Raw genomic sequence first — 18,374 nt, 5'->3', positions numbered from 1 at the left:
GGGGTTACGGGTAGTTGGTCAGGCGGCGACCACCGCGGCGTTCACGTTGCAGTAGCAGTAGCTACCCATGCCCCACCCCTGGTGGCTGGCCACCGTGACGTCGTCACCATTGACGGTCAGCCCGGTGTCCGCGGTGTTCAGCGTCCACCCGGTCGGTACGCCGGAGGCCGCGTGGTCGGCCCGCCACAACCACTCGGCGTGGCCGGCCGACGCCCCGGCGCCGGGACGAACACCCAGTACTCGCCGGTGCCGTCGACGTCGAGGAACGGCTTCTCCCGCATCACCGGGGTCTGCGGGATGACGAAAGTCGTTCATGGATGGCTGTCGCCCCAGGGACGGTTCGCCGGCAGCCGGTAGGGCCACTGGGAGGCTTTAGAGCTGATGTCGTAGACGACTCGGGACTGCGGCACGCGGCGGCGCCGCGCACGACGGAGTGGCACACGACGGCGCGACGCACGACCGCGCGACGCACGACGGAGTGGCACACGACGGCGCGACGCACGACCGCGCGACGCACGAGGGAGTGGCACACGACGGCGCGACGCACGACGATGCATGGCACGCCGGCGCTGATCCGCCCCCCTCGCGGTCCCGGCGCGCGATGTCGCAAACGATTCAGCTCCAAAGCATCGCTACGACCGCACCCCGCCACCCCTTCGCCCCGGCGTGCCGCCACCGCGGCTGCTCGAATCGGGCGGCTGGCCGCGCGCCCCGGGGGGGTCAGCGGCGTACGCCCGGGGGGTCAGCGGCGTACGCCGCCGTCGGCGAGGAAGCGGGCGACCGGCAACGTCGCGGCACCGAGGGCGACGGCGTCCACGCCCAACCGGCACAGCTCGATCGACGCCTGTTCGTACGGCTGGCGCAGCGCCTGCCGGCCGGCGGCCTCGCGTACGGCCGGCAACAGGTCCCCGAGCGCCATCGCCGCCCAGCCGCCCAGCACGACCCGCTCGGGATTGAACAGGTTGATCAGGTTGGCCACGCCGGCGCCGAGGTAAGCGGCCGTCTCGTCGAGCACCCGGCGAGCGGTGGCGGAGCCGGCAGCCGCCTCGATCAGCGCGTTGAGCTGGGACTCCTCGTCCTCGCCCGGCACCGGGCGGCCACCACGCGCCTCCCGGTAACGGTCGATGATCGCCTCGGCGCCCACGTACGCCTCGAGACAGCCACGGGCGCCGCAGCGGCACTGCCGCCCGCCGTACACCAGGGTGGTGTGGCCCCACTCCCCCGCGCTGCTGGAGGCGCCGCGATAGGTGGCGCCGCCGGCCACCACGGCCGCGCCGACGCCCGAACCGACCAGGGCGAAGACCGCGTGCCGGGCGCCCTTGCCGGCACCGAACCACATCTCGGCCTGGCCGAGCGTCTTCGCCCCGTTGTCGATGTGCAGCGGCAGGTCGGTGCCGGCGGCGATCAACCGTTCCAGCGGCACCGCGTCCCACCCGAGCGCCTGGGCGTGCACCACGGCATGTTCGCCCTGCGACACCACGCCGGAGACACCGATCCCGACGCCGAGCACGTCGGTGGGCGAGACTCCGGCCGTGCCGGTCACCGCGTCGATCCCGGCGAGCACGTGGCCGGCCACCTCGGCGGGTTCGGTCCGGGCCGGATCGAGCGGGTATTCCACGCTCGCCAGCAGGGTCATGGCGAAGTCGAACAGTTCGACCCGGACCCGGGTCTCACCGACGTCCACCCCGGCGAGGAACGCGAACCGGGGTGCGATCCGGAGCATCATGCTGGGCCGGCCGCCGTCGGACTCGGCAGCGCCCGCCTCGGCCACGAGTCCTTCCTCGATCAGGTCGCTGACCACGTTGCTCACACCCGGCTGGCTCAGGCCGGTGCTGCGCACCAGGTCCTGCCGGGTGAGCGGCCCGTCGAGGAAGAGCTTCGTCAGCAGGGCCCCCCGGTTGCGCATCCGCACGCTCCGGTTGGTGGCTCGCGCCAGCTCCACTCGTCACCTCGATCTCGTCGGTCGTCCGGAGCGACTGTACGGCTCCCCGTGCTTGACGGCCCATCCGGCAGACACTTTAATGACGCCATAATTTAAGCCTTTATATAACCCCCACCTCCACCCCCACCATTGCATCGGAAGGGCTGATCGTGTCCACGAGACGACACCTCGGGATACTCACCGTCGCGGTCCTGGCGGCCGCATCGCTGACCGCCTGCGGCGGCTCCGGCGACGACGCCGGCGGTTCCGGCAAGACCCTCACCTACTGGGCCAGCAACCAGGGCGCCAGCATCGAAGCCGACAAGACGATCCTCCAGCCGGAGCTGGACAAGTTCGAGAAGCAGACCGGCATCAAGGTCAATCTTGAGGTCGTCCCCTGGTCGGACCTGCTCAACAAGCTGCTCGCCGCTGCCACTTCCGGTCAGGGCCCGGACGTGGTGAACATCGGCAACACCTGGTCGGCGTCGTTGCAGGCCACCGGGGCGCTCGTCGAGTTCGACGACGCCACGCTGCAGGCCGTCGGCGGTAAGGACCGATTCGTGCCCGCCGCGCTGGCCGCCGCCGGGGCGCCCGGCAAGCCGCCGGCCGCCGTGCCGCTCTACAGCCTGGCGTACGCGCTGTACTACAACAAGAAGGCGTTCGCCGACGCCGGTATCACCGCCCCGCCGACCACCTGGGAGCAGCTCGCCGAGTACGGCAAGAAGCTCAGCACCGGCGACAGGTGGGGGCTCGCGATCGAGGGGGCCAACCCGAACGAGAACGCCCACCACGCCTTCGCCTTCGGCCAGCAGTACGGCGGCGAGTGGTTCGATTCGTCCGGCAAGCCGACCTTCGACACCCCGCAGAACGTCTCGGCGGTGAAGCGGTACGTCGACTTCATGGCCACCGACAAGATCAGCAACCCGAGCAACGCCGAGTACGCGCAGAACCAGTCGGTCTCCGACTTCGCCAACGGCAAGGCGGCGATGCTGCTGTGGCAGGCCGCCGGGTCGAACCTGAAGACCCAGAACATGCCGGCCGACGCGTACGGAGTCGCACCCGTGCCGTTCCTGGCCACCCCGCCCGCCGGGGGCAAGAAGGTCAACAGCATGGTCGCCGGCATCAACATGGCGATCTTCAAGCACACCAAGAACAAGGACGCGTCGCTGAACTTCGTGAAGTTCATGACCAGCGACGAGGAGCAGACCGTCCTCAACAAGACGTACGGCTCGCTGCCCGCGGTGAAGACCGTCGGCACCGATCCGGCGTTCAGCGCCCCGGAGCAGAAGGTGCTCCAGGAGACGCTCTCCACCACTGCGGCCCCGCTGCCGCAGGTGCCCGACGAGAGCACCTTCGAGACCCTGGTCGGCACCGCCATCAAGGAACTGTTCGCCGACGCGGCCAGCGGCCGCCCGGTCACCGAGGAATCGGTGAAGAAGAAGCTGAGCGACGCGCAGCAGAAGATGCGCTGATCCCGGCGTCACCGGTGGCCGTGGCAGGGCGCCACTCCGCGCCCGCCACGGCCACCACCTGGCGAGAGGACCCTGATGGCAACCAGCACCACCGCGCCGGGTGCCCGCCCCGACCGGCGTGATCCCCGGGTCGGGAGACCGGCGCCGGCCCGTGCCCGGCGGCCGCGCCGGCCCCGGCGTTCGTTCCTGCCGTACCTGCTGCTCGTTCCGGCCGTCGTACTGGAGCTGGGCATCCACGTGATCCCGATGCTGGTCGGGGTTTGGATGAGCCTGCTGGAGCTGACCCAGTTCCACATCCGGGACTGGTCCACCGCGCCCTTCATCGGGCTGGACAACTACCGGGCGACGCTGAACTTCCACACCGCCGCCGGCCGCGAGCTGCTGCACTCGTTCTGGATCACGCTGCTCTACACCCTGCTCTCGGTGGGACTGGCCTGGCTGCTCGGGATCGCCGGCGCGGTCGTACTGCAGCGACCGTTCCGCGGCCGGGCGATCCTGCGGGCGTTGTTCCTCACCCCGTACGCGCTGCCCGTCTACACCGCCGTGATCACCTGGAGCTTCCTGCTCCAGCGCGACACCGGTCTGGTCAACCACGTCCTCGTCGACCAGCTCGGGCTACTGAACGACAAGCCGTTCTGGCTGATCGGCGACAACAGCTTCTGGTCGCTGCTGGTCGTCTCGGTCTGGCGGAACTGGCCGTTCGCGTTCCTGTGCCTCATGGCCGGTCTGCAGAACGTGCCGGACGAGCTCCACGAGGCCGCGGCCATCGACGGCGCCGGTTTCTGGCGCCGGCTGCGCTCGGTCACCCTGCCGATGCTGCGGCCGGTGAACCTGGTCCTGCTGCTCGTGCTCTTCCTCTGGACCTTCAACGACTTCAACACGCCGTACGTGCTCTTCGGCGGATCGGCGCCGGAGCAGGCGGACCTGATCTCCATCCACATCTACCGCAGCTCCTTCAAGACCTGGGACTTCGGGTCGGGCTCGGCGATGTCCGTGGCGCTGCTGTTCTTCCTGCTGGTCGTCTCGGCCGGCTACCTGCTGATCACCAACCGCCGGAGGGACCATGCGTGAGACCGCCGGTGAGCGCTGGGGCCGGCGGATCGTGCTGACCCTGCTCACCCTCTTCGTCGTCATTCCGCTGTACGTGATGGTCACCTCGGCCGCGAAACCGTTGCAGGACGTGCAGAACGGCTTCACCTGGTGGCCGAGCCGCCCGACGCTGCAACCGTTCATCGACATGTGGAGCACCGTGCCGCTGGCGCACTACCTGGTGAACAGCCTGGTGGTGTCGAGCATCGCCGCGGTCTGCTCGGTGGCCGTCGCCATCTTCGCTGCGTTCGCGGTGAGCCGGTACCGCTTCCGTGGCCGGGGCGTCTTCTCGGTGACAGTCCTGTCCACCCAGATGTTCCCGGGCATACTGTTCCTGCTGCCGCTGTTCCTCATCTACGTGAACCTGGGCAACAGCACCGGGATCGAGCTGTACGCCAGCCGTACCGGTCTGGTCATCACGTACCTGACCTTCTCGCTGCCGTTCTCGATCTGGATGCTGGTCGGCTACTTCGACTCGATCCCCCGTGGGCTCGACGAGGCGGCCCAGGTCGACGGCGCCGGTCCACTGCGGACCCTGTTCCAGGTGATCCTGCCGGCGGCCGTGCCCGGAGTGGTCGCGGTGACCGTGTACGCGTTCATGACCGCCTGGGGTGAGGTGCTCTTCGCCTCGGTCATGACGGACGAGGGCAGCCGCACCCTGGCGGTCGGCCTGCAGGGCTACTCCACCCAGTTCAACGTCTACTGGAATCAGGTGATGGCTGCCTCGCTGGTGGTGAGCGTGCCCGTCGTCGCCGGCTTCCTGGCGCTGCAGCGCTACTTCGTCGCCGGCCTCACCGCCGGCGCGGTCAAGTGATTCGATCCACCGAAGAGGAGAACCGACCCGTGCCGGACCTGTCCAAGCTGCCGCCCGACTTCCTCTGGGGCGTCGCCACCGCGGCGTACCAGATCGAGGGGGCCGTCGACGTCGACGGGCGATCTCCGTCCATCTGGGACACCTTCTCGGCCACCCCGGGAAACGTCGACAACGGTGACACCGGGGCCGTGGCCTGCGACCACTACCACCGCTGGCCGGAGGACGTGGCGCTGCTGCGCCGGCTCGGCGTCGACGCGTACCGGTTCTCGGTGGCCTGGCCGCGGGTGCTGCCCGAAGGAACCGGCACGGTCAACGCCGCCGGGCTGGACTTCTACGACCGGCTGGTCGACGCACTGCTCGCGGAGGGGATCCGGCCGTTCGTCACGCTCTACCACTGGGACCTGCCGCAGGCCCTGCAGGACCGGGGCGGCTGGCCGGAGCGCGCCACCGCCGAGGCGTTCGCCGACTACGCCGCGATCGTCGCGGCCCGCCTGGGCGACCGGGTGACCGACTGGTGCACGGTCAACGAGCCGCTCTGCGTCTCCTGGATCGGCCACCTGGAGGGCAACATGGCCCCCGGGGAGCGGGACCTCGGCCGCGCGGTGCGCACCTCCCACCACACGCTGCTCGGGCACGGCCTCGCCACCCAGGCCGTACGGGCGAACGCCGCCCGGCCGGCGTCGGTCGGGCTGGTGCTCAACCTCAGCCCGATCGAGGCGGCGACCGACCGGCCGGAGGACGTCGCGGCGGCCCGCCGGATGGACGGCCACGTCAACCGCTGGTGGTTGGACCCGATCCACGGACGCGGCTACCCGACCGACATGATCGACACGTACGGCATCGAGCCGCCGGTACGCGACGGCGACCTCGCGGTGATCGCCACCCCGACGGACTTCCTCGGGGTGAACTACTACTTCCGTCAGCTCGTCGTGGACGACCCGGCGGGGCCGGCGCCGTACGCCCGGCAGGTGCCGGTGCCCGGCGCGATCGAGACGGCGATGGGCTGGGAGGTCTACCCGCGCGGGCTCGAACAGTTGCTGGTCGCGGTGAGCGAGGAGTACCGCCCCGCGAAGATCATCGTCACCGAGAGCGGCTCGGCGTGGCCGGACGAGGTCACCGCCGAGGGCACCGTGGAGGACAAGGAGCGCACCGACCACCTGGAGGAGCACCTGGCGGCGTGCTCCTCGGCGGTGGTGCGGGGCGTGCCGCTCGCCGGCTACTTCGTCTGGTCGCTGCTGGACAACTTCGAGTGGGCGTACGGCTACGACAAGCGCTTCGGCCTGGTGCACGTCGACTACGCCACCCAGCGCCGGACGATGAAGGCCAGCGGCCACCGCTATGCCGAACTCATCCGCGCCCACCGGCGATCGGCCGGCACCGCCTGACGCCTCCCCTTCGTGTCGATCATGAGGTTTGCGGCACTTCTGGAGATCGACTCCGCCGCAAATCTCATGATCGACCCTTGTGGTCGTCCGGCGTTCTTCCGGGTCGGCGGGGACGGGTTCACGGCGGCCCCGCGCCCGTCATTGCGGGGTGACGCGGGCGAGGTCGGCCGGGGTGTCGAGGTCGACCGGGACGCCGACGCCGTCGCAGGGCACCCGGACCACGAGGTCCGGCCGAGCGCGCAGCAGGTCGCGAGCACCCCGGTCACCGGTGGCGTACCGCTCGAGCATCGGCCAGGTGTCGCGCCCGAGCAGGACGGGGTGCCCGGGGCGCCCGGCGTAGGTGGCCGTCACGACGGCCGCGCCGCCGGCGTACGCGGCCCGCACCCGGCGTACCGCCGCCGGGGTGAGCAGCGGCTGGTCGACGAGGACGACCACGGCCGCGGTCACGTGCGTGGGCATCGACGCCAACCCGAGGCGCAACGACCGACCCATCCCCCGGCACCAGTCGGGATTGCGGACGAGGATCGCCTCCGGCAGTGGCGGCAGGTCGTCCGCCCCGGCGCCGACCACGACGTGCACCGGGGCGCAGCCGCCGGCGGCCAGCAGGCGCAGCGCACGGCGCACCAGCGGCTCGCCGTCGAACTCGACGAGCGCCTTCGGCCGGCCGAAGCGGCGGCCGCCGCCGGCGGCGAGCAGGAGCCCGGCCACGTTCCCCTGTTCCACACCGCCCCCACATCGTGAACGATTCACCGGTTTTCTTCCGATTAGTACGAACAAAGCTACTATGGGCGGGTGCAGAACGGCTCCGGTAGCGCCACGGTCGCCGGCGACGAACGCTCGTCCCGGGTCGCCTTCACCGTCAACGGCACCCGCCGCGAGCTGACGCTGGACAACCGCACGACGTTGCTCGACGCGCTGCGCGAGCACCTGGACCTCATCGGCGCGAAGAAGGGCTGCGACCACGGTCAGTGCGGCTCCTGCACCGTGCTGCTGGAGGGCCGGCGGGTGAAGAGCTGTCTCATCTTCGCCGTCACCCTCGACGACTGCTCGATCACCACCGTCGAGGGGCTGGCCGGGCCCGACCCGCTCGCCCCGTTGCAGGAGGCGTTCATCGCCCACGACGCCTTCCAGTGCGGTTACTGCACGCCGGGGCAGCTCTGCTCCGCCCGCGGCATGCTCGACGAGGTCGCCGCGGGGTGGCCGAGCGCGGTCACCGACGACCTCACCGGCGCGGTCCGGCTGACCGACGCGGAGGTACGCGAACGGATGAGCGGCAACCTGTGCCGGTGCGGGGCGTACCCGCACATCGTGGCCGCGATCCGGGAGACGGCGGGAGAGCGATGAGGGAGTTCCGGTACCGTCGCCCGGCCGATGTCGACGAGGCCGTGGCGCTGCTCGGCGAGGACCCCGAGGCGGCGTACCTGGCCGGCGGCACAAACCTCGTCGACCTCATGAAGCTCGGCGTGCAGCGGCCCGACCTGCTGGTGGACGTCACCCGGCTGCCGCTGGACGCGGTCGAGCCGTTGCCCGACGGTGGCCTGCGCGTGGGCGCCACCGTACGCAACAGCGACCTGGCCGCCCACCCGGTGGTACGGCGGGACTACCCCGTGCTCGCCCGTGCCCTGCTCGCCGCCGCCTCCGGCCAGGTGCGCAACATGGCGACCACGGCCGGCAACCTGTTGCAGCGCACCCGGTGCTACTACTTCCAGGACACCGGTAAGGCGTGCAACAAGCGGGAGCCGGGCAGCGGCTGCGCGGCGCGGCACGGGCAGAACCGCGACCTGGCCATCCTGGACTGGTCCGAGCAGTGCGTCGCCACCCATCCCTCGGACCTGGCGGTCGCGCTGGCCGCGCTCGACGCGGTGGTCGAGGTGGCCGAACCCGACGGTACGCGGGACGTACCCTTCGTCAAGCTGCACCGGTCCCCGGGTGAGCACCCGGAGCGTGAGACCACCCTGCGGCGGGGCGCGCTGATCACCGCCGTACGGCTCCCGCCGCTGCCGGCCGCGCGCCGGTCGACGTACCTCAAGGTGCGCGACCGGGCGTCGTTCGCCTTCGCGGTCGGTTCGGTGGCCGCCGTGCTCGACCTGGACGGCGACGTGGTACGTGACGTCCGGCTCGCCTACGGCGCGGTCGCGCACCGGCCGTGGCGGGCCTACCAGGCCGAGGCGGCGCTGCGTGGCCGGCAGTTCACGCCGGAGCTGGCCGGGCAGGCCGCCGACGCCGAACTCGCCGTGGCACGTCCACTGACCCACAACGGTTTCAAGGTCCCGCTGATCCGCGCCGTCACGGTCCGCGCGCTCACCGAGCTGGCGGAGTCGCGGGCATGATCCGGGACCTCGACGTGAACGCCGGAGCACGCGCATGAGCGCGGGCGCGGTGGGCCGGGCCCACCCACGGCTGGAGGGCCGCGAGAAGGTCACCGGCACGGCCCGGTACGCGGTCGAGTACCCGCTGGACGACGTGACGTACGCATGGGCGGTGCCCGCCGCGGCGGTGCGCGGCCGGATCACCCGGATCGACCCGGACCCGGCGCTCGCGGTGCCGGGCGTGCTCACCGTCCTGCATCACGGCAACGCCCCCCGGCTTGCCGCCGGCGTCGAAGCGGAGCTGCACCTGTTGCAGGATCCGGTGGTCCACTACCGCGGTCAACTGGTGGCCCTGGTCGTGGCGGAGAGCATCGAGGCCGCCCGGGAGGGGGCACGGCACGTACTGATCGAGTACGACACCGAACCGCACAGCACCGTGCTCACCGCCGACCATCCCGGGCTGTACCGGCCGGAGAAGGTCAACCCCGGCTATCCGACGGACACCACGGAAGGGAACTTCGACGCCGCCTTCGAGGCCGCCGAGGTGCGGGTCGACGTCACCTACCGGACTCCGGCCTACCACAACAATCCGATGGAGCCGCACGCCACCACGGCACAGTGGCGGGACGGGCAGCTGCTCCTGCACGACAGCAACCAGGGTTCGACGGCCGTGCAGGCCGCGCTCGCCGAGCTGTTCGAGATTCCCCGCGAGTCGGTCCGGGTGATCAGCGAACACGTCGGCGGCGGATTCGGCAGCAAGGGCTACCCGAAGGCCGCCGTGGTGCTCGCCGCACTCGCGGCCCGGCAGGTGGGCCGGCCGGTCCGGCTCGCCCTGACCCGTCAACAGCTCTTCGGCCCGATCGGCTACCGCACCCCGACGATCCAACGGGTACGGCTCGGCTCCGACGCGGACGGCCGGATCGCGGCGATCTGCCACGACGCGATCAGCCAGACCTCGACGCTCACCGAGTTCGCCGAGCAGACCGCCGTCTACACCCGCAGCATGTACGCGGCGCCGCACCGGCGCACCACGCACCGGCTGGTCCGTCTCGACGTGCCGACTCCGTTCTGGATGCGGGCGCCGGGCGAGTGCCCCGGCGCGTACGCCCTGGAGTCCGCGATGGACGAACTCGCCGCCGCCTGCGGGATCGACCCGATCGAACTCCGGATCCGCAACGAACCGACGGTCGACCCCGACCAGGGGCATCCGTTCAGCAGCCGAAACCTCGTCGCGTGCCTCACCGAGGGGGCCCGCCGGTTCGGTTGGGCCGACCGGGACCTGCGCCCCGGCACCCGCCGCGACGGCCGGTGGCTGATCGGCACCGGGGTGGCCGGCTCCAGCTACCCCGCTCGCGCGCGCGCCTCGGCGGCCACGGCGACCGCGTTCCCGGACGGCGGCTACCTGGTCCGGATCAACGCGACCGACATCGGCACCGGCGCACGCACCGCGCTGTGGCTGGTCGCCGCGGACGCGCTGGGTGTGCCGCCGGAGCGGGTGGACATCCGGATCGGCGACAGCGACCTGCCACCGGCCGGGGTGGCCGGGGGTTCGATGGGCACCGCCTCGTGGAGCTGGGCGGTGGTACGCGCCTGCCAGGAGCTGCGCGACCGGCTCGGCCACCACTCCGGCACGCTGCCACCCGAGGGGACGACCGTCGCGGCGAGCACCGCCGACGAGGTTCGGGCCCAGCAGCCGATGGCCCGCTACGCGTACGGCGCCCAGTTCGCCGAGGTGCGGGTGGACGTGGACACCGGCGAGGTGCGGGTGAACCGCATGCTCGGTGTGTTCGCCGCCGGGCGGGTGGTGAATCCGACGACCGCCCGCAGTCAGCTCATCGGGGGCATGACCATGGGGATCTCGATGGCGCTGCACGAGGAGGGGTTGCTCGACGAACGGTACGGCGACTGGGTCAACCACGATCTAGCCACGTACCACATCACCGGGTGCGCGGACGTCGAGCAGATCGAGGCGTACTGGGTCGACGAGGAGGACCCCGACCTGAACCCGGCCGGGGTGAAGGGACTCGGCGAGATCGGCATCGTGGGTACGGCCGCCGCGATCGCCAACGCCGTCCGGCACGCCACCGGCGTACGGGTACGCGACCTGCCGATCCGGCTCGACAAACTCATCGGCACATCATCCTTTACTTAATTAACACATCGCTGATATAACTTCCGGGTGCATGCCTTCGACGTGTTGGGCGACCCGGTGCGGCGCCGGATCCTGGAACTGCTCTCCGAGGGCGAGACGAGCGCGGGCGACGTCTGCGTCGTGATCCAGCGCGAGTTCGGCATCTCCCAGCCGGCCGTCTCCCAGCACCTGAAGGTCCTCCGGCTCAACGGGTTCGCCACCGTCCGGCCGGACGGCACGCGGCGGCTCTACGCGGTCGACCCGCGCCCGCTGCGCGACGTCGACAAGTGGCTCGACCACTTCCGCCGGTTCTGGACCCCGCCACTGAACGCGTTGGCCACCGAACTCGCCCGCGGCAAGCGCGAGCGGCGACTGCGTGAACAGTCCGCCACCACACCCGACGGGCCGCCACCACCGGCGTCCGCCCACCACGGCCACGCCGAATCAGCGGCGCGAGCCGACGAACGGCCACGCGGGCGGCCGTCAGCCGACCCCGACGAACGGCCACGCCGGTCTGCATCCACCGACGCCGACGAGCGGCCACGCCGGCGGGCCACGGAGGTTCCCGACAAGAGGAGAGCACGATGATCGATGCCAGTGAGCAGATCAACGCCGTCCGACGGCAGGTCGGCAGCCGGACGCTGGAGGCGGGCGAAGCGCGGGTGACCACGATCAGCCAGACCTACGACGCGCCGGTCGAGGACGTCTGGGACGCCTGCACGAACGCCGAGCGGATCCCCCGCTGGTTCCTGCCGATCTCCGGCGAGCTACGGCTGGGCGGCCGCTACCAGTTGCAGGGCAACGCCGGTGGTGTCGTGGAGGCCTGCGACCCGCCGCACAGCTTCACGGCGACCTGGGAGTACGGCAACGAGGTCAGCTGGATCGAGGTCCGCCTGACCCCGCAGGAGGGTGACCGCACCCGCCTCGAGTTGGAGCACATCGCACACGTCGACGACGACCGGTGGGCGCAGTTCGGCCCGGGCGCGGTCGGCATCGGCTGGGACCTCGGACTGCTCGGCCTCGCGTCGTACTTCGGTGCGCCCGGGGCGGGCGTACGCCCGGAGGACGCCGAGGCCTGGTCGGCCTCGGCGCAAGGGCGGGCGTTCATGACACTGGCCAGCGAGCGCTGGTGCGAGGCGAGCGTCGCCGCCGGCACCGACCCCGACGCAGCCCGGGCCGCCGCCGACCGGGTCACCGCCTTCTACACCGGCGTCCCCGCCTGAGCTACCGCGCGCGGCACGGCGCGAGCGGGGCACGGCCTTGTGCGGCGCGACCGGGGCGAGGGCTGCGCGGCGCGAGCGGGCGTGATCGACTCGTCCTCAAGGAAGTCGGGCTGTCCCGTGCGCTTGGACAGCCCGACTTCATGGATATCGAGTCGACCTTGTCAGTGCCATCGGGCAGACTGCGCCCGTGCCGTCCCCTCGATCGATCGACGACCTGTCCGCCGCGGTGCGCGCCGGGCAGCGCGTGCGCTACCTGTTCTTCTGGGGCCACCGGCCGCAGCGCGACGGCAGGGTCGGCGCCGGGTGCCTGAGCCAGTGGTGGCCCGCCCCGTTCGACGACGGTGGTCGCACCTTCGCCACGGCCGAGCACTGGATGATGTGGCACAAGGCGCAGCTCTTCGGCGACACCGAGACGGCCGAGAGGATCCTCGCCGCCACCCACCCGCACCGCGCCAAGTCGCTCGGCCGGCAGGTCCGCGGCTTCGACGAGGCGCGGTGGGAGGCCGCCCGCTACGGCATCGTGGTAGCGGGCAGCGTCGCCAAGTTCGACCAGCACCCGGCGCTGCGTGATTTCCTGCTCGGCACCGGCGATCGGGTGCTCGTCGAGGCGAGCCCCCTGGACCGCGTCTGGGGCATCGGGCTCGCCGCCGACGACCCACGGGCGGCCGATCCCGGTGCCTGGCGCGGAGCCAACCTGCTCGGCTTCGCCCTGATGGACGCCCGCGACACCCTCCGCGACACCAGCGTCACTTGATCGACTCGGCTTCCACCAAGTCGGGCTGTCAGAGCGAGACGGACCGACTGGAAGACGAGTCGACCTTGGTCGAAGTGGACGCCGGACCGCGGGTAACGTGCTGCGGCATGACCGGTGCGCCGTACTCCCACTGTTCCTTCTGCGGAGCCGCCTACCCGGCGGCGGCCGGCTGGCCGCGGGTCTGCCCGGTCTGCGGGCAGACGGTCTGGCGCAACCCGCTCCCGGTCGCGGTCGCGGTGCTCCCGGTCCGCACCGCCGCCGGCCTCGGCGTGGTGGTGGTCCGGCGGGACATCGAGCCCGCCCGCGGGCAACTCGCCCTGCCCGGGGGCTTCATCGAGTACGGCGAGGAGTGGAACGAGGCACTGGTCCGGGAGCTGCGGGAGGAGACCGGCCTGCTCGCGGCGGCGCAGGACGCCACGCTCTTCGCCGTGCATGGCGCCCCACGCGGCGGCACGATGATGGTCTTCGGCGTGCTGCCCGAGCAACGCGCCGAGGACCTGCCCGCGTCGGCGCCGACCGAGGAGGCCACCGAGTGGCTGGTCCTCACCGAACCGACGGAGCTCGCCTTCGACACGCACACCCGGGTGCTCGCCGACTTCCTGGCCGCGCACCACATCCGCTGAGGCCGGCCTCCTGGCGAGGCCGCGCACCACACCCGCTGAAGCCGCCCTCCTGGCGACGCCAGGCATCGCGTCGGCTGCACCGCGTGCCGCCTCGACACCGACAGCGACGCCACGACCGCCGCCGACAGTCAGGCGGCGACGGTCGGGCGGCGACGTTCGGGCGGCGGTCAGGCGGCGACGCCGCCGGCAGCGGTCAGGCGGCGGCGCGGTCGGCCACCGGGCGGCGACGACGCCCCGGGTCGAGCGCCGGCGGACGCCAGGCGCCGTCGGCCGTGTACAGGTTGGTGCCCGGCTTGACGATCTCGTCGATCCGGTCGAGCGCGGCGTCGTCGAGGGTCAGCTCGGCGCCGGCCAGCAGGCCGTCGAGCTGGGCCATGGTGCGCGGTCCGATGAGCACGGAGGTGACCGCCGGATGCGTCGCGGGGAACGCCACCGCCAGCTGCGGCAGCGTGCAGCCGAGCTGCTCGGCCAGGGCCACCAGCTCCTCGACGGCCCGGTACTTGGCGGCGTTACCCGCAATGGCCGGGTCGAAGCGGGCCGGAGTGAGGGTGGCCCGGCCGCTGCTCAGGTCGGCGGGGCGTCCCTCGCGGTACCGCCCGGAGAGGAAGCCCGACGCGAGCGGGCTCCAGGTGAGCACTCCCATGCCGTACCGCTGGCAGACCGGCAGCACGTCCGTCTCGATGCCTCGGGCGAGCAGCGAGTACGGCGACTGCTCGGTACGGAACCGGCCGAGCGCGCGCCGTTCCGAGACGTGCTGCGCCTCCACGATCTCCTCCGCCGGAAAGGTGGAGCAGCCGAACGCCCGGATCTTGCCCGCCCGGAGCAGGTCGGTGAGGGCGCCGAGGGTCTCCTCGACATCGGTGGTGTGGTCCGGCCGGTGCACCTGGTAGAGGTCGATCCAGTCGGTGCCCAGCCGCCGGAGACTGTCCTCGACGGCCCGCACGATCCAGCGCCGCGAGTTGCCGCCACGGTTGGGCCCCTCCCCCATCGGAAAGTGGACCTTGGTGGCGAGCACGACCTCGTCCCGGCGACCACGCAACGCCTTGCCGACAATGACCTCGGACTCGCCCGCGGAGTACATGTCGGCGGTGTCGACGAGATTGATCCCGCGGTCGAGGGCGGAGTGGATGATCCGAACACACTCGTCGTGGTCCGGGTTGCCGACCGCGCCGAACATCATCGCGCCGAGCGCATGGACGCTGACCTCGATGCCGGTGCCGCCGAGAACACGGTAACGCATGCCTGAACTCCCCGTCGTCGTACGGATGCCCGCCGGTGGACCCGGCGGGCGTACGTTTCACGCTAGGAGTTCGAGTGCACTGGAGGTCAACAGTGCGGATCGTCCCCACCGGGCTCGGCGGAGGCGACCGACGGGGATGGTCAGGGCGCGGGGAGCGGATCGGGCGTGGGCGGGCGCTCGACGGTGAGCGGCAGCAGCACCCGGAAGACCGTGTCGCCCGGCTCGCTGCGCACCCGGATGTCGCCGTGGTGCTTGTGCACGACGATCCGGTACGAGATGTCCAGTCCGAGACCCGTGCCGCTGCCCACCGGTTTCGTGGTGAAGAACGGCTCGAAGATGCGCGGACGCACCTCCGGCGGGATTCCCGGCCCGGTGTCGGCGATCTCCACGGCGAGCAGGTCACCCGCCCGCTCGGTGCGTACGGTCAGCGTCCCCTTGTCGCCCATCGCGCCCAGCGCGTTGTCGACCAGGTTGGTCCAGACCTGGTTCAGCTCCGCCGCGTACGCCGGCACCTGCGGCAGGCTCCGGTCGTACTCCTTCACGAGCTTGACCCCGGCGGGAATCTTGGCCTTGAACATCACGAGCGTGGCGTCGAGCAGGTCGTGCACGTCGACCACCTGGAACGGCGCCCGGTCCAGCTGCGAGTACTGCTTGGCGGCACCGACCAGGCCGGAGATCCGGGTGACCGCCTCGCCGATCTCCCGCATCAGCAGCTCGGTCTCGACGGTGTAGGTGAGCCACCGGATGGCCGCCTCCAGGTCGGCCGGTCCGACGATCGTCTGTACCCGGGTCAGCCACTCGGTGTCCGCGCCGCCGCCGACCAGGATCGGCGCCAGATCCCAGGCGGCCCGTACCCCGCGCTCGTCCAGCCAGTCGGTGAGCGCGTCCTCGGCGTCGGCGACGGCCATCGGGCTGAGCTTCGGCGCGGTCACCACCCGCGCCACCGCCTCCTCCTGCAACTCCACCAGGCGGTGCAGCGCGCTGCCGTCGAGGCGACCGTCGGCGATCATCGCGAGCTTGCTCCGCATCCCGGCCACCCGGTCGCGCAGCACCGAGGTCGCCCGGACCGCCGCCGCGGCCGGATTGTTCAGCTCGTGGGTGAGGCCGGCCGAGAGCGAGCCGAGGGCGAGCAGCCGCTCCCGCTCACCGACGAGGGTCTGGCTGTTCCGCATCCCGATGAACAGCCCCTCCAGCAGGTGCATCGCCATCGGGAACCAGGTGCGCACGGCCCGCGCGAAGTTCTCCGCGGGGAGCACGAAGAACTCGGCGTCGGTGATCGCGCGCATCGTGTTGCGGTAGGTCTGCTCGGTCTCTTCGACGATGTACGCCTGGGTGGCTCCGCCGTACACCCCCCGCTGCGAGGTGCGGTTCAGCTCGACCTCGTCCTCGGCCACCCGCCGGCTGAGCGTCACGGTGCCGGAGAGCAGGACGAAGAAGCAGGTCGCGGCCTCGCCCTCGCCGTACACCAACGTCCCGCCGGCCCGTCGCTCCACCCGCCCGCACTCCGCGAGCCAGGCCAGCTGGTCGTCGTCGAGCGTCTCGAACAGGAACAGGGTACGCAGCTGCTCCGGCCCCAACCGGCCGTTCGGGGTGGTCACTGCGCCTCCAGGTAGCGGTGCACCAGCGAGACGGCCATGGCTCCCTCGCCCACGGCGGAGGCGACCCGCTTCACCGACTGGGAGCGCACGTCGCCGGCGGCGAAGACCCCCGGCAGGCTGGTCTCCAGGTGGTACGGGTCGCGCGACAGCGACCAGCCGGATGGTGGCTTTCCGTCGGTGACCAGGTCGGGCCCGGTGATGATGAAGCCGCGCTCGTCACGCAGCAGCACCCCGTCCAGCCAGTCCGTCCGCGGCTCCGCGCCGATGAAGACGAACAGCCAGGAGGTCTCGGCGGTACGCACCTCGCCGGTACGGGAGTCGCAGAGGGTGATCCGCTCCAGGTGGTCGCCGCCAGCCGCGCCCACCACCTGCGTGTGCGGGTGCACGGTGATCCGGTCACTCTGCTCCAACTGGTCGATCAGGTAACGCGACATCGACGCGGTCAGGTCGGGACCCCGGACCACCAGGTGCACCCGGGCGGCGTAGCGGGAGAAGAACACCGCCGCCTGACCGGCGGAGTTCGCCCCGCCGACGATGTAGACCTCCTGGTCGACGCAGTTCGGCGCCTCGGTGGATACGGCTCCGTAGAAGACGCCCCGACCGGTGAAGTCGCCCACGCCCGGGGCGTCGAGCACCCGGTAGGAGACGCCGGTGGCGAGCACCACGGTGTGCGCGGCGATCTCGGTGCCGTCGCCGAAGCGGAGCAGGCGGGCCCCGCCCGCCTCGGTCAATCCGATCACCTCCCGGGTGCTGAGCAACTCGGCGCCGAACTTGAGCGCCTGCCGGCGCGCCCGGTCGGTGAGCTGGGCGCCGGAGACGCCGTCGGGAAAGCCCAGGTAGTTCTCGATCCGGCTGCTCTGCCCGGCCTGCCCGCCGGTGGCGCGGCGCTCCACGAGCACCGTACGCAGGCCCTCCGACGCCGCGTACACGGCCGAGCCGAGGCCGGCCGGGCCGCCGCCGACCACCACCACGTCGTAGAAGTCGGTGGTCGGCTCCACGGCGAGCCCCACCACGCTGGCCAGCTCGGCCGCCGACGGGGCGATCAGCGTCTTGCCCTCGGCGGTCACCACCAGCGGCACGTCCGTCTCGCTGGCGCCGGCGGCGGCGAGCAGCCGGGCGCCCTCCGGGTCGTCGGTGAGCAGCCACCGGTACGGGATGAGGTTGCGGGCCAGGAAGTCACGGATCTTGAACGAGGGGGCGGACCAGCGGTGCCCCACCACCCGGATCTCGGTCAGCGCCGCGTCGGGAGTGGCCGCCCACGCCTCCAGCAGCCCGTCCATCACCGGGTAGAGCTTCTCCTCCGGCGGGTGCCAGGGCTTGAGCAGGTAGTGGTCCAGGTCGACGACGTTGATCGCCTCGATCGCGGCGTCCGTGTCCGCGTACGCGGTGAGCAGCACCCGTCGGGCGGCGGGGAAGAGATCCATCGCCGCCTCGAGGAACTCGATGCCGGTCATCTCCGGCATCCGGTGGTCGGCGAGCAGCAACGCCACCTGCTCACCGCGCAGCTTGATCTCGCGCAGCGCGTCCAGCGCCTCCGGGCCCGAGCCGGCACGGATCACCCGATAGCGCTCGCCGTAGCGCCGACGGAGGTCGCGCGCCACCGCGCGGGAGACCACCGGGTCGTCGTCGACGGTCAGGATCACCGGGTTCGCCATGGCGCCCATGAAACCACCTCGCTCACCATCGGTCACCGGCACCTGGGCGGGGAGCACCCGGAAAGAGGCGTGATAGCGGGCCACCAGGACGATTACCGGGCGTCCGGGCGGGTAACCGGGGCCGGGCGCCGGCGGGGCGCCGCGGCCCGGGCTGCCGTAG

At 71.7% G+C, this 18,374-nt stretch carries 16 protein-coding genes and 1 pseudogene; 11 read left to right on the top strand and 6 right to left on the bottom strand.

All coding sequences use genetic code 11. The features are described 5' to 3' along the window. Positions 1-18: 18 nt before the first annotated feature. Together BXA10_RS31660 and BXA10_RS24455 are read right to left on the bottom strand one after the other, a co-directional pair. Complete coding sequence (locus BXA10_RS31660; RefSeq protein ID WP_175649293.1) at positions 19-189, bottom strand: hypothetical protein; 171 nt, start codon at positions 187-189, stop codon at positions 19-21. 553 nt (positions 190-742) lie between these two features. Then, the gene (locus tag BXA10_RS24455; protein ID WP_076473175.1) at positions 743-1,942 is read right to left on the bottom strand and encodes an ROK family transcriptional regulator; all 1,200 of its coding nucleotides are present in this window, start codon (positions 1,940-1,942) and stop codon (positions 743-745) included. A gap of 149 nt (positions 1,943-2,091) precedes the next feature. Here BXA10_RS24455 and BXA10_RS24450 point away from each other — a divergent pair, with 149 nt between their 5' ends. The 4 genes from BXA10_RS24450 to BXA10_RS24435 all read left to right on the top strand — a co-directional run bounded on the left by BXA10_RS24450 (position 2,092) and on the right by BXA10_RS24435 (position 6,681). Next, positions 2,092-3,393, top strand: coding sequence for an ABC transporter substrate-binding protein (locus BXA10_RS24450; protein WP_076473174.1), 1,302 nt, complete (start codon positions 2,092-2,094; stop codon positions 3,391-3,393). 75 nt (positions 3,394-3,468) lie between these two features. Continuing rightward, a complete protein-coding gene (locus BXA10_RS24445) occupies positions 3,469-4,464 on the top strand; it encodes a carbohydrate ABC transporter permease (RefSeq protein ID WP_084753208.1) in 996 nt (331 codons plus the stop codon). Next, entirely contained in the window at positions 4,457-5,296 is an 840-nt protein-coding gene (locus tag BXA10_RS24440) for a carbohydrate ABC transporter permease (protein ID WP_076473172.1), read from the top strand. The genes BXA10_RS24445 and BXA10_RS24440 overlap by 8 nt, the downstream gene beginning before the upstream one ends. 29 nt (positions 5,297-5,325) lie before the next feature. After that, positions 5,326-6,681, top strand: a complete 1,356-nt coding sequence (locus tag BXA10_RS24435; RefSeq protein WP_076473171.1) for a GH1 family beta-glucosidase — start codon at positions 5,326-5,328, stop codon at positions 6,679-6,681. A gap of 138 nt (positions 6,682-6,819) precedes the next feature. Here BXA10_RS24435 and BXA10_RS24430 read toward each other — a convergent pair whose 3' ends face one another. Then, positions 6,820-7,404: a nucleotidyltransferase family protein gene (locus BXA10_RS24430; protein ID WP_217696839.1), complete on the bottom strand. Its 585-nt coding sequence runs from the start codon at positions 7,402-7,404 to the stop codon at positions 6,820-6,822. 69 nt (positions 7,405-7,473) lie between these two features. On the opposite strand from BXA10_RS24430, the gene BXA10_RS24425 reads away from it, so the two are divergent. From BXA10_RS24425 to BXA10_RS24395, 7 genes and pseudogenes are all read left to right on the top strand, one after another. After that, the gene (locus tag BXA10_RS24425) at positions 7,474-8,025 is read left to right on the top strand and encodes a 2Fe-2S iron-sulfur cluster-binding protein (RefSeq protein ID WP_076473170.1); all 552 of its coding nucleotides are present in this window, start codon (positions 7,474-7,476) and stop codon (positions 8,023-8,025) included. Further along, a complete protein-coding gene (locus BXA10_RS24420) occupies positions 8,022-9,011 on the top strand; it encodes an FAD binding domain-containing protein (RefSeq protein ID WP_076473169.1) in 990 nt (329 codons plus the stop codon). The genes BXA10_RS24425 and BXA10_RS24420 overlap by 4 nt, the downstream gene beginning before the upstream one ends. Before the next feature lie 34 nt (positions 9,012-9,045). Beyond that, complete coding sequence (locus BXA10_RS24415) at positions 9,046-11,142, top strand: xanthine dehydrogenase family protein molybdopterin-binding subunit (RefSeq protein WP_076473168.1); 2,097 nt, start codon at positions 9,046-9,048, stop codon at positions 11,140-11,142. Between the two features lie 27 nt (positions 11,143-11,169). Beyond that, positions 11,170-11,520 (top strand): annotated as a pseudogene (locus BXA10_RS31000) (ArsR/SmtB family transcription factor); the annotation flags it as partial. A 185-nt stretch (positions 11,521-11,705) separates the two neighbouring features. Continuing rightward, entirely contained in the window at positions 11,706-12,344 is a 639-nt protein-coding gene (locus tag BXA10_RS24405) for an SRPBCC family protein (RefSeq protein WP_076473167.1), read from the top strand. Between the two features lie 187 nt (positions 12,345-12,531). Continuing rightward, a complete protein-coding gene (locus BXA10_RS24400; protein WP_139338119.1) occupies positions 12,532-13,098 on the top strand; it encodes a riboflavin biosynthesis intermediates N-glycosidase in 567 nt (188 codons plus the stop codon). A 107-nt stretch (positions 13,099-13,205) separates the two neighbouring features. Beyond that, the gene (locus tag BXA10_RS24395) at positions 13,206-13,721 is read left to right on the top strand and encodes an NUDIX domain-containing protein (protein ID WP_076473165.1); all 516 of its coding nucleotides are present in this window, start codon (positions 13,206-13,208) and stop codon (positions 13,719-13,721) included. A gap of 193 nt (positions 13,722-13,914) precedes the next feature. Here BXA10_RS24395 and BXA10_RS24390 read toward each other — a convergent pair whose 3' ends face one another. From BXA10_RS24390 to BXA10_RS24380, 3 genes are all read right to left on the bottom strand, one after another. Continuing rightward, positions 13,915-14,961, bottom strand: coding sequence for an aldo/keto reductase (locus BXA10_RS24390; protein ID WP_076473164.1), 1,047 nt, complete (start codon positions 14,959-14,961; stop codon positions 13,915-13,917). 140 nt (positions 14,962-15,101) lie between these two features. After that, positions 15,102-16,559, bottom strand: a complete 1,458-nt coding sequence (locus BXA10_RS24385) for an ATP-binding protein (RefSeq protein ID WP_076473163.1) — start codon at positions 16,557-16,559, stop codon at positions 15,102-15,104. Continuing rightward, positions 16,556-18,223 carry an NAD(P)/FAD-dependent oxidoreductase gene (locus BXA10_RS24380; RefSeq protein WP_245828433.1) on the bottom strand — a complete coding sequence of 556 codons (1,668 nt, stop codon included), beginning with the start codon at positions 18,221-18,223 and terminating at the stop codon, positions 16,556-16,558. Before BXA10_RS24380 ends, BXA10_RS24385 begins: the two co-directional genes overlap by 4 nt. Positions 18,224-18,374: the final 151 nt, after the last annotated feature.

Origin of the sequence: Micromonospora avicenniae (genome assembly GCF_900156065.1) — a bacterium.
Classification (GTDB): Bacteria; Actinomycetota; Actinomycetes; order Mycobacteriales; family Micromonosporaceae; genus Micromonospora; species Micromonospora avicenniae.
Note: the sequence above shows the minus strand (reverse complement) of the source record. Positions and strands in the feature narration are given on the sequence as shown.

What these genes read in the sequence shown, in the direction of transcription:
- BXA10_RS24445 (WP_084753208.1), top strand. Translation starts at nt 3,469, where the DNA reads ATGGCAACCAGCACCACCGCGCCGGGTGCCCGCCCCGACCGGCGTGAT.
- BXA10_RS24440 (WP_076473172.1), top strand. Translation starts at nt 4,457, where the DNA reads ATGCGTGAGACCGCCGGTGAGCGCTGGGGCCGGCGGATCGTGCTGACC.
- BXA10_RS24420 (WP_076473169.1), top strand. Translation starts at nt 8,022, where the DNA reads ATGAGGGAGTTCCGGTACCGTCGCCCGGCCGATGTCGACGAGGCCGTG.
- BXA10_RS24415 (WP_076473168.1), top strand. Translation starts at nt 9,046, where the DNA reads ATGAGCGCGGGCGCGGTGGGCCGGGCCCACCCACGGCTGGAGGGCCGC.
- BXA10_RS24405 (WP_076473167.1), top strand. Translation starts at nt 11,706, where the DNA reads ATGATCGATGCCAGTGAGCAGATCAACGCCGTCCGACGGCAGGTCGGC.
- BXA10_RS24395 (WP_076473165.1), top strand. Translation starts at nt 13,206, where the DNA reads ATGACCGGTGCGCCGTACTCCCACTGTTCCTTCTGCGGAGCCGCCTAC.
- BXA10_RS24390 (WP_076473164.1), bottom strand. Translation starts at nt 14,961, where the DNA reads ATGCGTTACCGTGTTCTCGGCGGCACCGGCATCGAGGTCAGCGTCCAT.
- BXA10_RS24380 (WP_245828433.1), bottom strand. Translation starts at nt 18,223, where the DNA reads ATGGGCGCCATGGCGAACCCGGTGATCCTGACCGTCGACGACGACCCG.